This window comes from Pseudomonas sp. TMW22090 (genome assembly GCF_022496665.1).
GTDB lineage: Bacteria > Pseudomonadota > Gammaproteobacteria > Pseudomonadales > Pseudomonadaceae > Aquipseudomonas > Aquipseudomonas gregormendelii.
Window position 1 is genome coordinate 711368 of record NZ_SCFH01000001.1, and the last position, 13379, is coordinate 724746.

A 13379-nucleotide genomic window follows, 5' to 3' on the forward strand; every position below is an offset into this window, starting at 1 on the left:
TTGCTCCCACAGCCTTGTTCCCACAGGTGATCGGGACTGTGGGACCGAGGCTTGTGTGGGAGCAAGGCTTGCCCGCGATGCTTCCAGGCCCTAAACCAGATAGTTCTTCAATTCTCGGGCAATCACCATCCGCTGAATCTCGCTCGACCCCTCATAGATCTGCGTGATCCGCGCATCGCGGTAGTAGCGCTCCACCGGGTAGTCTTCCAGATAGCCATACCCGCCATGAATCTGCATCGCCGAAGAGCAGACCTTCTCGGCCATTTCCGAAGCGAACAGCTTGGCTTGTGACGCCTCCGACAGGCAAGGCTTGCCGGCGCTGCGCAGGCGCGCCGCGTGCAGGATCAACAGGCGCGCCGCGTTCAGCCGGGTATGCATGTCGGCGAGCAGATTGGCAATGCTCTGGTGTTCAATGATCGGCTTGTCGAACTGCACCCGACTGCGGGCGTAGTCCAGGGCTGCTTCAAATGCCGCGCGGGCGATGCCCAGCGCCTGGGCGGCGATGCCGATGCGTCCACCTTCAAGGTTGGACAGGGCGATGGCCAGGCCCTTGCCGCGTTGCCCCAGCAGGTTGGCTTCGGGGATGGTGCAGTTGTTCAGGGTGACTGCGCAGGTGTCGGATGCGCGGATGCCCATCTTGTGTTCGGTGCGATCTACGATGAAACCGGCGGTATCGGTTGGCACCAGGAAGGCGGAAATTCCGCGTTTGCCCAGGTCCGGGTCGGTCACGGCGAACACGATCGCCAATTTGGCGCGCTTGCCATTGCTGACGAATTGCTTGGCGCCGTTGATCACCCACTGGCCATCGCGCAGTTCCGCGCGGGTGCGCAAGTTGTGGGCTTCGGACCCGGCCTGGGGTTCGGTCAGGCAGAAGCAGCCAATGGCTTTGCCGCTGGCCAAGTCCGGCAGCCAGGCCTGTTTCTGTTCTTCGGTGCCAAAGTTCAGCACGGGCCCGCAACCGACGGAATTGTGGATGCTCATCAGGGCGCCGGTGGCGCCGTCACCTGCGGAAATTTCCTCCACCGCCAGCGCATAGGCCACGTAGTCGACATAGGTGCCACCCCATTCCTCGGGTACCACCATGCCCAGCAGGCCGAGCTCGCCCATCTTCGCCACCAGGGCGTCATCAATCCAGCCGGCCTTTTCCCAGGCCTGGGCATGAGGCGCGATTTCACCCCGGGCGAAATCCCGGGCCATGTCGCGGATCATCACTTGTTCTTCGCTCAATTCGATATCGTGCATGACTCAGCTCCCGCTCCGGTCGAAGCCTTCAAAGAAACTCTCCACATGCCCGGCGCCCAGCGCCTGCAAGGTGGGAGGGTTCCAGCGTGGCGTCTTGTCTTTGTCGATCAGCAAGGCGCGCACGCCCTCGATCAGGTCACCACGCTCGAACCACTGGCGGTCCAGGTGCAGTTCAAGGGCAAAACAGTCTTCCAGACTCAGGTGGCGACCACGGCGCAGCATTTCCAGGGTGACCCCCATGGCCAGCGGCGAGCGCGTCTCCAGCAGGTCCGCCGTCGCCAGCGCCCAGTCGTGGCTGTCAGCCACCGTGACGGCACGCAGTTGCTCAACCATACTCGGCACGTCGGGCAAGGCGAAGAAGTGATCGATGGCCGGGCGCAGCGCAATCAACGGCGCATCGGGCAGTTGCTGCACCGCGAGCCGGGCCAGTACGCCCTGCAGGTCCTTGAGCGCGGTGTCGTGCCATGCCATCTGATCAAGCTGCTCGTCCAGGATGGCAATTTTATTGCTGTCCAGGTACCAGTCGGCCAGCCCGCAGTAGAGAGCATCGGCTGCGCGAATCTGCACGCCGCTGACGCCCAGGTAGATCCCCAGCTCGCCGGGCACGCGAGGCAGGAAGTAGCTGCCACCGACGTCCGGGAAATAGCCAATGCCCACTTCCGGCATTGCCAGGCGGCTTTTTTCCGTGACCACTCGCAGGTCGGCACCTTGCACCAGGCCCATGCCGCCGCCCAGTACAAATCCGTCCATCAGCGCCAGCACCGGTTTGCGGTAGTGGTGAATGGCGAGGTCCAGGGCATATTCCTCGACAAAGAAATCCTGGTGCAGCGAGTCGCCGTTCTTGAAGCTGTCGTACAGCGAGCGGATGTCACCACCGGCACAGAAGGCTTTTTCCCCGCCGCCGCGCAATACGACGGCGTGTACCGTCGAATCCTGCGCCCAGGCGTCGAGCTGGCGCTGCAGGTTGCGCACCATGTCGAGAGTGAGGGCATTGAGACCGGCGGGACGATTGAGGGTCAGGTGACCAATGTGGTTGCGTACTTCGGCCAGCACGTCGTTGTGCGTGGCATCCATGGACTGAGTCCCCGGAGAAGAAACCTGAGCAGTCATCACTAACTCCCTGCTTTTATTGTTCTTTATAGAGAAGCTCGCACGCGAGCGATCCCGGATCGTACCAGTGCAAATTTGTGATGTACAACCGGGATATCTGCAGGTCCAGTCTGCAGATATGCATGCAGGGAACGAAACCTGACTACGCGGACCGTCCCGTGAACACGTCGCCAATGCTGCGCCGCCGGGCGTGCACTTCACTGGCATGGATCAATTGCTCCAGGTCTTCGGGCGTGACGTCGTAGAAGGCCTCCAGGTCTGCCAGGGCCAGCTTCAAATCCTGGGCGGTGATGGCCTGGCTGTCGACCACGGCGGGACCGGCGGGCACTGCTACCGGGGGCTCGCCTGCACGTTTGGGATAACGGATGCGCGTCAGGTTGTTGTAGAGCAGGGCACACAACAACAGGGTGGCAGCCCCGAGCATCACGGGCCCCAGAGCTTGCCAGTCCAGGGCGATGGTCGCAGGGTCGGCCAGCACCAGGGTCAGCGCCAGGGCGCCGGCGGGCGGGTGCAGGCAACGCATCCAGCACATCAGGATCAGCGCAACGCCCGCCGCCAGGCATGCGCTGGTCAACGTGCGACCGAGCACGTGCGCTACCAGCAGAGCCACCACTGCAGCGCTCAGGTAGCCGCCCAGGATCGCCCAGGGTTGGGCGAGGGCACCGGATGACACGGCAAACAGCAGCACGGCCGAAGCCCCCAGCGGCCCGATCAGGTGTTGGGCCACCTCGACGCCGAATACCCGGCTGCACAGCCAGACGGTGAACATCGTACCTATGGCCATGCCAATCGCGGCGCGGCTCCATTCAGTGGGGCGAGTGTTGATGGCGGCAGGTAACCAGCGAGCAAGCATGAATTAAACGATCCGTGAAAAGCAGGCGAAAAAAAAGGCTCGGCTGGAAACCCAGTAAGCCCTTGAAAGCGTTCCCACTGTTGGGGGAGGAACGCGCACAGTTTGCCTCGCTATACGGGCACTGACAAATTCATATTAATGCAGGTTTAATGCATTAATTATGAATTAAATGGCAGCGTTGCCCATTTTAAATGACAGCTGATTTGACTTTTGCAGCCCCGGCCGGCAGGGTTGGGAGCCCCACCGGGGCACGTCAGCTGATGGAGATTGTGGTTTAGCCCGCACCTGACTACCGCAAGGCAGCTCATGGCTGTTTTTTGTTCAATGACACCGATTTCACTCAAGGCCGTTTCGTTTGACTGACTTACCCGCTTCCAAGGCTAATCCGCTCACTGTCTACCTGGCGCGATTGGCACCCTCCAGCCAAATGACGATGCGTTATGTCCTGCAGGATGCCGCCGATCGCCTGGGTTTCGAAGACATGAACGTCGAGGAAATTCCCTGGCATCAATTACAGCCAGAGGATGTCGTTGCGCTGGTTGCAGCGCTGCGCGAGGACGGTTATGCGCCCAACACCTCATCGCTGTACGTCAACGCCGTGCGCGGGGTAATGAATGAAGCCTGGCGCATGAGCCTGATCAGCCAGGAACACCTGTTGAAGATGCGCTCGGTCAAGGGCATCGCCGGCACGCGGCTGTCCCAGGGGCGCAATCTGCGCCGTTCGCTGATCCAGGAACTGATGGCGGTGTGTGCCGCCGACCCCAGACCCCAGGGGCTGCGCGACGCCGCTATCATTGCAATTCTGTATGGCTCGGGGATGCGCAAGTCGGAGTCGGTCAACCTGGACCTCAGTCAGCTGGATTTTGCCGAGCGCAGTCTGCGAGTGACGGGCAAGGGCAACAAGCAGTTGATCAAATATGCGCCCACCTGGGCCTTTGCCAAGCTCGACGCCTGGCTTGAACTGCGCCGCTCGCAGCTCAAGGAGGGGGAGGTGGATGACCCGTTCCTGTTCAACCGCATTCGTCGAGGCAGCCACATCACGCGCGAGCGCATCACCAAACATGCGATCTATTACATTGCCCGCCAGCGTGGCGCGCAGGTCGGCGTGAAGATCATGCCCCACGATTTTCGCCGGTCGTTCATCACCCGGGTGATCGAGGAGCACGACCTGTCTATCGCGCAGAAGCTGGCGCACCACAGCAATATCCAGACGACCGCCAACTACGATGTGCGTGACGACAACGAGCGGCGGCGGGCGGTGGATCGTTTCGATTTGTGATGCGGTTGCAGGAGCGAGCTCGCTCGCGATGGTCGTGAACGAACTCTCTGGCAGCCTGATATCCCGCTTGAACCGTGACGAACATACAGTGGGGGCAACACCCGGCGCAGTACTTGTCAGTGTTTACAGGCTGGTGGGGCAGGTGTTTTGCGGATTGCCTGCCGCCTGGCTGATCAGCGCGGCCAGACGCTTGACGTTGGTCTGCTGCGCATCAACCAGGTCATCAATCGAAGGCCCGGATGGGGTCTTCAAGGTGCTGCGGCAGGTGAGGGTGCCCTTGTCAGTGGAGCCTGCGTCGCGCAGGCGCCATTTTACGTCGATCAGCCCATATTGACCCGGAATCGAGTCGAACCGCTGCACCTCAAGGCGCACCGAGATATTGCGCCTGGGGTTGCTGTTCACCATCTGGTCGATCAACGCCGCGCGTAACTCATCCACCAGGCTGGCGCCCCACCATTGGGTTTCAAGAATCGCGATCCCGGTGTTGCCCTGACGCACGACGATCTGCGGACGATCGACCTGCGGCGGCACCGTGAGCGATTCGATCTGTATCTGCGCCGTGGACTGCGAATTCGCGTTCAACTGCGCCGGGGTCAAGGTATGGAACTGAATCGGATCACTGCGGCAGGCGGCGAGCAATGACAGCGCGGCGAGCAGGGTGATCTTCAGCGGAAAAGCCATGGGTGATGCTCCTGTGGTCATTTGCTCGGCGGCCCTTGCAGGTCGATAGGCGCGGCATTATTGGGACGTCCGCGAATCAACGATTCGGGGTGGCGTCCCAGGTAATCCGCCAGGTCGCGCAAGGAACGCGAGGTACGGCCCAGATCGTCCAGGGTTTCGGACAGTTGCTCACGTTGCGGCGAGTCCTCGGCCAATGTCGAGTTGGCCGACTGCAAGGTCTTGCTGACGTCGGCCAGGGTGCTCTGGACGCCGGGCAACGTCTTGGCATTGAACTGGGTCAAGCCCTTGCGCAGCTCGACCAGATTGGCATCGAGGTTGTTGGCGATTCGTTCGATCGGCAGTTTGTTGATCTTGTCGACCATCGCCTCCAGTTTGCCCTGAATCTCCTCCAGGCTGCCCGGAATGGTTGGAATGCTGACGGGGCGGGCAGTCGCATCGAACGTGACCTTTGGCGCCTTGGGATAGAAGTCCAGTGCAATGTACAGCTGCCCTGTCAACAGGTTGCCACTGCGGGCCTGGGCGCGCAGGCCGTTCTCGACGAAGGAGCCCATCAGGCGCACTCCGGCGGCCTCGTCGTTGGAATCGTGATTCAACACTTTTTGAATCTTGGTATGGGCCGTGCCGAGACGTTGCGGGTAGATGACGATGCCGACATTCACCGGAAAACTGCGCTTCTGCGCATCGAAATCGAGGTTGACCGAAACGACTCTGCCGAACTCCGTACCGAGGAACTCCACCGGGGCGCCGACCTTGAGCCCTCGCAGCGCCTGATCGAAGCGCAGGCTCAGGTACTGCGCCTTGCCATTGGGCGGGGCGAGGGCGGTCTGCTGATCCGGGAACAGCTCATAGGCATATTCTTCTGCCGCAGGTTTGTCGTCAGGGCTGTACTCAGGAGCGCGAAAGGCGATGCCGCCGACCAGTATCGAGGACAACGACTCGGTCTTGAGCGAAAAGCCATTGGCGCCGACACTCACATCAATGCCGCTGGCGTTCCAGAACCGGGTGTTTTGTGTGACATAGGCATCATTGGGCGAGTGGACGAACACGTCGATGTTCACGCCTTTGCCATCGGCGTCCAGGGCATAGGCCACCACCTGGCCGACGGGGATCTTGCGGTAGTAGACCGGCGAGCCGATGTCCAGCGAGCCCAGGTCCTGGGTGTGCAGGGTAAAGCGCTTGCCCGGTTCGCCGTAGGTGATCGGCGGCGGGTTTTCCATGCCCTGGAAGCGCTTGGCCCGGGTGTTGGCCTGGCCGATATCAGCGCCGATGTAATCGCCGGACAGCAGGGTATCGATACCCGACACGCCGCCAGCTCCTATGCGCGGGCGCACGACCCAGAATTTCGAGTCTTCACGGGTAAAGCTTTCCGCCTGCTTGGCCAGTTTTATCGTGGCATTGACACTCTTCTGGTCGTCACTGAGTTCGACTTCCGAGACATGGCCGATGACCACGTTACGGTATTTGACCTCGGTCTTGTTGGCCGTTAGGCCAGCGCCCGTCTTGAACGTGATGGTGATGGTCGGCCCTTGCTGCAGGATGCTGTGCACCACCAGGGAAATACCTACCAGTACCGCAACAATGGGCACGATCCACACCAGGGAAACACTGAACCTGCGGGTCTTGATCGGTGCCTGGCCGGGGGGCTGGGGCCCGTCAGTGGCTTGCGACTTCATCCATGACCTCCTCGTTATGCGGCTTTTCCCGCGAATCATTCCAGATCAGGCGTGGGTCGAAACTCATCGCCGCCAGCATGGTGAACACCACCACCAGGCCAAAAAACAGAATACCCGGCCTTGGCTCGATATCGGCCAGGGCCTGAAACTTCACCAGGGCGGCGACCAGCGCCACGACGATGACGTCGAGCATCGACCAGTAGCCGATCACCTCGACGAAGCGATACATTTTCGAGCGCTCCCTGCGTGCCCACAGGCTGTTGCGCTGCACGGTCACCAGCAGCAGCGTCAGGGCCACGAACTTGATGCCCGGCACCGCGATGCTGGCGATGAAGATGATCAGGGCGATGTCCCAGGCACCGGCTTCCCAGAACTCCAGCACGCCACTCATGATCGTGCTGTCGGCGCCATTGCCGACCATCTTTGTGTTCATGACCGGCAACAGGTTGGCGGGAATGTAGAACACCAGCGAGGTCAGCAGGTAAGCCCAGGTCCGGGTGATCGAGTTGGTCTTGCGTCGGTGCAAGGGCGCGTCACAGCGTTCGCACTCATGGGGTTCATGCGTCATGTCACACGCCAGGCCGCAACTGTGACAGAGGCATAGGTCGAGTTCTTGCGCCACTGGCGGTCGGCTCATAGGGTGTCCCACAGATCACGCACGTCGCGCCCGGCGATGCGGATCATCATCAGGCTGAGCACGGCAAGGGCGAACAGGCCGATGCCGGGCAATACATCGAGCAACCCTGCCAGTTTGATCACGGCGACCATGGCCCCGAGCAGGCAGACTTCGAGCATGCTCCAGGGGCGCAAGGTTTCTAGCCAGCGCATGCAGGGTTTGAAGCCGGGGCAGCGTTGCCCGGAGAGGGCGAAACCGAGCACCCAGATCAGCAGCACCAGCTGAAAGATCGGGGCGATGATCATGGCGATCGCTGCGACCATGGCGATGAAGGTGATGGGTCCCTGGCTCAGGGCCAGTACCGAATCCCAGAGCGTGGCACTGTTTTTCAAGCCCTTGAGGCTGATGCTCATTACCGGGTAGAAGTTGGTGAAGATCCACACCACCAGCGCCGTGAGGCTCAACGCCAGGCGCTGCTCTATGGTCAAGCCGTTATAGCGCTGGAGCACCCCGCCACAACGTGAGCACAGGGTTTTCTGATGTTTGGCGAGCGTCGCTTTTTGAAACACGCAATCGCAATGCTCGCAGATGATCAGCTGGTCGTTCGAGGCCATGGGTCGCGCTCAATAAGAGGCTTTAAAGGCAGAGCACCTCCTCAATATAGAGGCGAGTGGCGAATCAGCAAATCGAAATTGAATCAAAGCCATGAGAAGACAGAAGGCATGAACCCTGTAGGAGCTGCCGAAGGCTGCGATCTTTGCCTTTATTTAGGGTCAAGGTCAAAAGATCGCAGCCTTCGGCAGCTCCTACGGGGAGGGGGGGCGGATGCATGCAGTCAAGATCAAAGATCGCAGCCTGCGGCAGCTCCTACGAGGGCGGATTTAGCCCAGGATCTCGCGCACCCGATACCATAACATCCCCAGTGCCAGCAGCGGCGAGCGCAGCATCGGGCCGCCGGGGAAGGTCATGTGCGGCACGGCACTGAAAACATCGAAGCCGTGGCTGTGTCCGGCATGTATCGCTTCACCCAGCAGCCTGGCGCACCAGTGGGTCACGTTCAGCCCATGCCCGGAGTATCCCTGGGCATAGTAGACATTCGGGTGCTGGCCCAAGCGACCGACCTGGGGGAAGCGATTGGCGCTGATGCCGATCTTGCCGCCCCACTGGTAGTCGATGCGCACATCCGCCAGTTGCGGGAACACCTTGAGCATCTGCGGGCGCATATAGGCGCCAATGTCCGTCGGATCGCGGCCTGAGTAATGACAGGCACCGCCAAACAGCAGGCGTCGGTCTGCCGAAAGCCGGTAATAATCCAGCCCGACCTTTTGATCGCACAACGCCAGGTTGTGGGGGATCAAGGCACTGGCGGCATCCGCCGTCAGCGGCTCGGTCGCAATGATGTAGCTGCCGGCGGGCAACACCTTGCCACTGAGTTTGGGTTCGAGTTCATCCAGGTGCGCGTTGCACGCCAGCACCAGCCTGCCAGCGCGCACCGTGCCACCCGCGCAACGCACCTGCACGGTATCGCCATGGATCAACTCCAGCACCGGGCTCTGCTCGAAGATCTGCACGCCGAGGGACGCAGCCAGGCGCGCTTCGCCAAGGATCAGGTTGAGCGGATGCAGGTGCCCCGAGCCCATGTCCACCAGGCCTCCGGCATACACGCCGGAGTCCACCACTTCCTCGCGGATCTGCTGCGGCCCCACCAGGCGGGTTTCATGGGCGTATCCACTGGTCTGCAGTTGCTGCTGCTCGGCCTTGAATGCGGCGAACTGCGCCTGGGTGTTGGCCAGTTCGCAAAAGCCCCAGCGCAAGTCGCAATCAATGGCGTGCTCGCGAATGCGCTGGCCCACCAGTTCGACCGATTCCGTGCCGGCGCGCTCCAGATAACGCACGCCATCCGCTCCGATGTACCGGCCAAACCCGCTGACGTCATGGCCGATCCCCCGAATCAACTGCCCGCCATTGCGCCCACTGGCGCCCCAGCCAATCCGCCGGGCTTCGAGCATAATCACCGAAAGCCCACGCTGCGCCAGCTCTATCGCGGTATTGACCCCGGTAAAACCGCCGCCGATCACACACACGTCAGCGACCCGATCAGTCGCCAGGCTCGGGTAGGCCGTCAGGTCACGGGCCGTGGCGGCGTAGTAAGAGTGCGCATGTTCCTGGGTGTACTGGTTCATTTGTTGGACTTCACTTTGCTCCACGAACGCGTCATCAGTCGCATGATCGCCTGGGGCGGGGTGGTCGAGATGTAGAGCTTGTCGAGGACGGCCTGAGGAGGATAGACCTCGGGGTTGTTCACCAACTCCGGGTCCATGAATTGTTTGGCGTCAGGGTTGGGGTTGGCGTAGCCGACCGAGGCGCTGACTTTGGCAATCACTTGCGGGTCGAGCAGGTAATTGATGAACGCATGGGCTTCTTTAGGGTTGCTCGCGTCGGCTGGAATCGCCAGCAGGTCAAACCACAGGTTGCTGCCTTCCTTGGGGATGGCGTAGGCGATGTTCACCCCGTTTCCGGCTTCCTTGGCGCGATTGGCCGCCTGGAACACGTCACCGGAATAACCGAAGGCGACGCATATGTCTCCATTGGCCAGGTCGGACACATACTTGGACGAGTGGAAATACGTGATGTATGGCCGGATGCTCAGCAGTTTGGCTTCGGCTTTCTTGTAATCCTCGGGATTTTCACTGCGCGGGTCCATGCCCATGTAATTGAGAATGGCGGGGAACACTTCGTCCGCAGAATCCATCATAGAGACGCCGCACTGGCTGAGTTTTTTCAGGTTTTCCGGCTCGAACAGTACGGCCCAGGAATCTATCCGGTCGATGCCAAGCACCTGTTTGACCTTTTCTACGTTGTAGCCGATGCCGTTAGTGCCCCACAGGTACGGCACCGAATGCTCGTTACCCCGATCGTTGCTTTCCAGCAGGGCGAGGAGCTTGGGGTCCAGGTGCTTGTAGTTAGGCAACTGAGCGCGATCGAGCTTGAGGAACGCGCCGGCTTTTACCTGACGGGCGAGGAAGTGGTTGGACGGCACCACCACGTCGTATCCGGTCCGCCCGGCGAGCAACTTGCCTTCGAGGGTCTCGTTGGAATCGAAGACGTCATAGATGACTTTTATCCCGCTTTTCGCCTGGAAGTCGACGAGGGTGGTCTCGCCAATGTAATCGGTCCAGTTGTAGACACTGACGGTTGGCTGGGCCTGAGCCACTGCGCTGAACAGCAAGGCCAGCGTTGCCGGGACCACGGATTTCAATAGACGCATTAGACACCTCTTGGAGTTATTGGATTTTTCAGGTGTTTCTGTCGTGTTGTCGCTGCCTCATCGCGAGCAGGCTCACTCCCACAGGGGAGTGCATTCCATAGTGGGAACGAATGGCATGCACTCCCCTGTGGGAGCGAGCCTGCTCGCGATGGGCCCTTCGCAGACGCCTGATACCTAAACGCTGAACAACAGAAATTCACGCTCCCACGAACTGATCACCCGCTTGAAGTTCTCGTGTTCGGCACGCTTTACCGCGACATACCCGCGCACGAATTTGCTGCCCAGGACCTTTTCGATGGTCTGGCACTCTTCCATTTGCGTCAGGGCGTCCTCGATGGTGATCGGCAGGCGCAGGTTGCGTCGCTCATAGGCGCGCCCCTCTACCGCCGCGCTTGGCTGCACGCCTTCGATCATGCCCAGGTAACCACACAACAGGCTCGCGGCAATCGCCAGGTAGGGGTTGGCATCTGCGCCGGGCAGGCGGTTCTCCACGCGCATCGCCTCGGGGCTCGAGGTCGGCACCCGCAGGCCGACGGTACGGTTCTCCTCGCCCCATTCGACGTTCACCGGTGCCGAGGTGTCCGGCAGGAAGCGGCGGAACGAGTTGACGTTGGGCGCGAACATCGGCAGCACCTTGGGGATGTACTTCTGCAGGCCGCCAATGTGGTTTAAAAACAGCTCGCTCATCTTGCCGTCGGCGTCGACGAAAATCGGCTGGCCGGTGCTGATGTCCACCACGCTCTGGTGAATGTGCATGGCGCTGCCGGGCTCATCGCCGATGGGCTTGGCCATGAAGGTTGCCGCCACGTTGTGCTTGAGCGCCGCTTCGCGCAGCGTGCGCTTGAATACGGTGATCTGGTCGGCCAGGTCCAGCGCGTCGCCGTGACGGAAGTTGATCTCCATCTGCGCCGGGCCGTCTTCGTGGATCAGTGTGTCCAGGTCCAGGCCTTGCAGTTCACACCAGTCGTAGACGTCTTCGAACAGCGGGTCGAATTCGTTGGCGGCGTCGATGGAAAAAGACTGCCGGCCACTTTCCGCACGTCCGGAACGGCCCAGTGGTGCCTTGAGGGGCAAGTCCGGGTCTTCGCAGCGCTGGGTCAGGTAGAACTCCATTTCCGGCGCAACAATCGGCCTCCAGCCTTTGTCGGTGTACAACCGCAGGACTTTTTTCAGGACGTTGCGCGGTGACAGTTCGATGGGGTTGCCGAACTTGTCGAACGTGTCATGGATGACGATGGCAGTCGGCTCGATTGCCCACGGCACCACGTACACCGCGTCGGCGTCGGGCTTGCAGACCATGTCGATATCGGCCGGGTCGAGCAGGTCGTAGTAGATGTCGTCGTCGACAAAGTCCCCGGTCACCGTTTGCAACAGCACACTTTCCGGCAGGCGCATGCCTCGCTCATGCAGGAACTTGTTGGTGGGTGCAATCTTGCCGCGTGCAATGCCGGTCAGATCGCTGACGACGCACTCGACTTCGGTAATCTTGTGATCTTTCAGCCACGTGAACAGCTGATCGAAAGGGACATTCATACAGACCTCGTTATTGGTTTTATTAACGCCGGGGAGGGCGGTTTCATCCACCACACCCTTCCCCTGGGACGCGTTGACGACTATCTTGGGCGAGCCTTGCAGATCCATCTATCCACTTTCAGCAGCACCAAAACGCACCAAACGAGTGCGTAAGGTTCACCCATGACAGCGTCCAGCCCGTTACAAGTCCAAGCGTTCAACACCGAAGATGTGGCCGAACAGATCCGTGCCACGCCCGGGTGGGTGCAGCAATACCAGCAGATGTCACCGGGGCATTTCGCCGGGCGCGTGCGTTACCTGGACCTGCAGGGCGTGGAGATTTACGAAGAGCAGATGAACACCCGGGTCGAGCAGAATTTCAGTGCGCCCCAGGGGGCGCTGGCGTTCTGTTTCGATCGCAGTGACAACGCGTTGTATGTGCTCAATGGCGAGAGCCGCAACATCTGGATCACCCCGGAGAACTACCAGGAAATCGCCGTGGTGTTCGGTCCGGACTTCGTGCGACGCCATGGCCTGGACGTTGCCAGGCTCGAGGGGCTGTTCCTGGCGCCGTTGAATTCAGGGCAGAACGCCTTGTTCAGTCGCTGGCTCAGCAGCACCTTGACCCAGCTGACACAGACAATCGATCCACCCAGCAGGGAAGCCCTGACCCAACAGTTGCTCGAGGACTGCCTCTATCTGCTCGACAATGCCAGCGTGTGCCTGGATCACGGTGGCCTGCAGCGCCGCACTGAGGAACGGGCGGTGATGAAGCGCATTGGTGAGTGGGCAGCGGACTCGCCTGAGGAAACCCTCAACCTGCTGCAACTTGCCCAGGTTGCCGGGGTGTCGTTGCGCCAGGTCCAGCACGCGTTCAAGGCCTACACCGGCATGACGCCCACCCACTGGCTGCGCTTGCGCCGACTGAACAGTGCGCACCGCGAACTGCTCGGGCGCAGCCCCATGGACACCACCGTGGCCGAGGTCGCGATGAAGTGGTCGTTCTGGCATCTGGGGCGGTTTTCCAGCAGCTACCGTGCGTTGTTCAAGGAATTGCCGAGCGAGACGCTCAAGCGAAGTGGCCGTAACCACCGCGTAACTGGATGATCCTGTGTCTGCCAACGCCTGTGGCGAGGGCGCTCGCT

The 13379-nt window shown here is 60.9% G+C and carries 12 protein-coding genes; 2 read left to right on the forward strand and 10 right to left on the reverse strand.

What is annotated here, in order from left to right; translation table 11 throughout:
* Window positions 1-90 precede the first annotated feature (90 nt).
* The 3 genes from EQV97_RS03325 to EQV97_RS03335 form a co-directional block, all read right to left on the reverse strand.
* Window positions 91-1242 carry an acyl-CoA dehydrogenase family protein gene (locus EQV97_RS03325; RefSeq protein WP_240888387.1) on the reverse strand — a complete coding sequence of 384 codons (1152 nt, stop codon included), beginning with the start codon at window positions 1240-1242 and terminating at the stop codon, window positions 91-93.
* Window positions 1243-1245: 3 nt separating this feature from the next.
* Window positions 1246-2352: an enoyl-CoA hydratase/isomerase family protein gene (locus EQV97_RS03330; RefSeq protein ID WP_240888388.1), complete on the reverse strand. Its 1107-nt coding sequence runs from the start codon at window positions 2350-2352 to the stop codon at window positions 1246-1248.
* Window positions 2353-2494: 142 nt separating this feature from the next.
* On the reverse strand, window positions 2495-3205 hold the full coding sequence (locus EQV97_RS03335; RefSeq protein ID WP_240888389.1) for an HPP family protein: 711 nt from the start codon (window positions 3203-3205) through the stop codon (window positions 2495-2497).
* A gap of 355 nt (window positions 3206-3560) precedes the next feature.
* On the opposite strand from EQV97_RS03335, the gene EQV97_RS03340 reads away from it, so the two are divergent.
* The gene (locus EQV97_RS03340) at window positions 3561-4484 is read left to right on the forward strand and encodes a tyrosine-type recombinase/integrase (RefSeq protein WP_045058399.1); all 924 of its coding nucleotides are present in this window, start codon (window positions 3561-3563) and stop codon (window positions 4482-4484) included.
* A 123-nt stretch (window positions 4485-4607) separates the two neighbouring features.
* Here EQV97_RS03340 and EQV97_RS03345 read toward each other — a convergent pair whose 3' ends face one another.
* The 7 genes from EQV97_RS03345 to EQV97_RS03375 all read right to left on the reverse strand — a co-directional run bounded on the left by EQV97_RS03345 (window position 4608) and on the right by EQV97_RS03375 (window position 12255).
* Entirely contained in the window at window positions 4608-5165 is a 558-nt protein-coding gene (locus EQV97_RS03345) for a PqiC family protein (RefSeq protein ID WP_122840450.1), read from the reverse strand.
* Between the two features lie 17 nt (window positions 5166-5182).
* Window positions 5183-6838, reverse strand: coding sequence for an MlaD family protein (locus EQV97_RS03350; RefSeq protein ID WP_122840449.1), 1656 nt, complete (start codon window positions 6836-6838; stop codon window positions 5183-5185).
* On the reverse strand, window positions 6819-7475 hold the full coding sequence (locus EQV97_RS03355; protein WP_225570410.1) for a paraquat-inducible protein A: 657 nt from the start codon (window positions 7473-7475) through the stop codon (window positions 6819-6821). Before EQV97_RS03355 ends, EQV97_RS03350 begins: the two co-directional genes overlap by 20 nt.
* Window positions 7472-8068, reverse strand: coding sequence for a paraquat-inducible protein A (locus tag EQV97_RS03360; protein WP_045058403.1), 597 nt, complete (start codon window positions 8066-8068; stop codon window positions 7472-7474). The genes EQV97_RS03355 and EQV97_RS03360 overlap by 4 nt, the downstream gene beginning before the upstream one ends.
* 267 nt (window positions 8069-8335) lie before the next feature.
* Entirely contained in the window at window positions 8336-9637 is a 1302-nt protein-coding gene (locus tag EQV97_RS03365) for an FAD-binding oxidoreductase (protein ID WP_240888390.1), read from the reverse strand.
* The gene (locus tag EQV97_RS03370; protein WP_225570408.1) at window positions 9634-10722 is read right to left on the reverse strand and encodes a polyamine ABC transporter substrate-binding protein; all 1089 of its coding nucleotides are present in this window, start codon (window positions 10720-10722) and stop codon (window positions 9634-9636) included. The genes EQV97_RS03365 and EQV97_RS03370 overlap by 4 nt, the downstream gene beginning before the upstream one ends.
* A gap of 174 nt (window positions 10723-10896) precedes the next feature.
* Window positions 10897-12255, reverse strand: a complete 1359-nt coding sequence (locus EQV97_RS03375; RefSeq protein ID WP_122840688.1) for a glutamine synthetase family protein — start codon at window positions 12253-12255, stop codon at window positions 10897-10899.
* Between the two features lie 162 nt (window positions 12256-12417).
* Between EQV97_RS03375 and EQV97_RS03380 the strand changes: the two genes are divergently transcribed.
* On the forward strand, window positions 12418-13341 hold the full coding sequence (locus EQV97_RS03380) for a helix-turn-helix domain-containing protein (protein ID WP_225570407.1): 924 nt from the start codon (window positions 12418-12420) through the stop codon (window positions 13339-13341).
* Window positions 13342-13379: the final 38 nt, after the last annotated feature.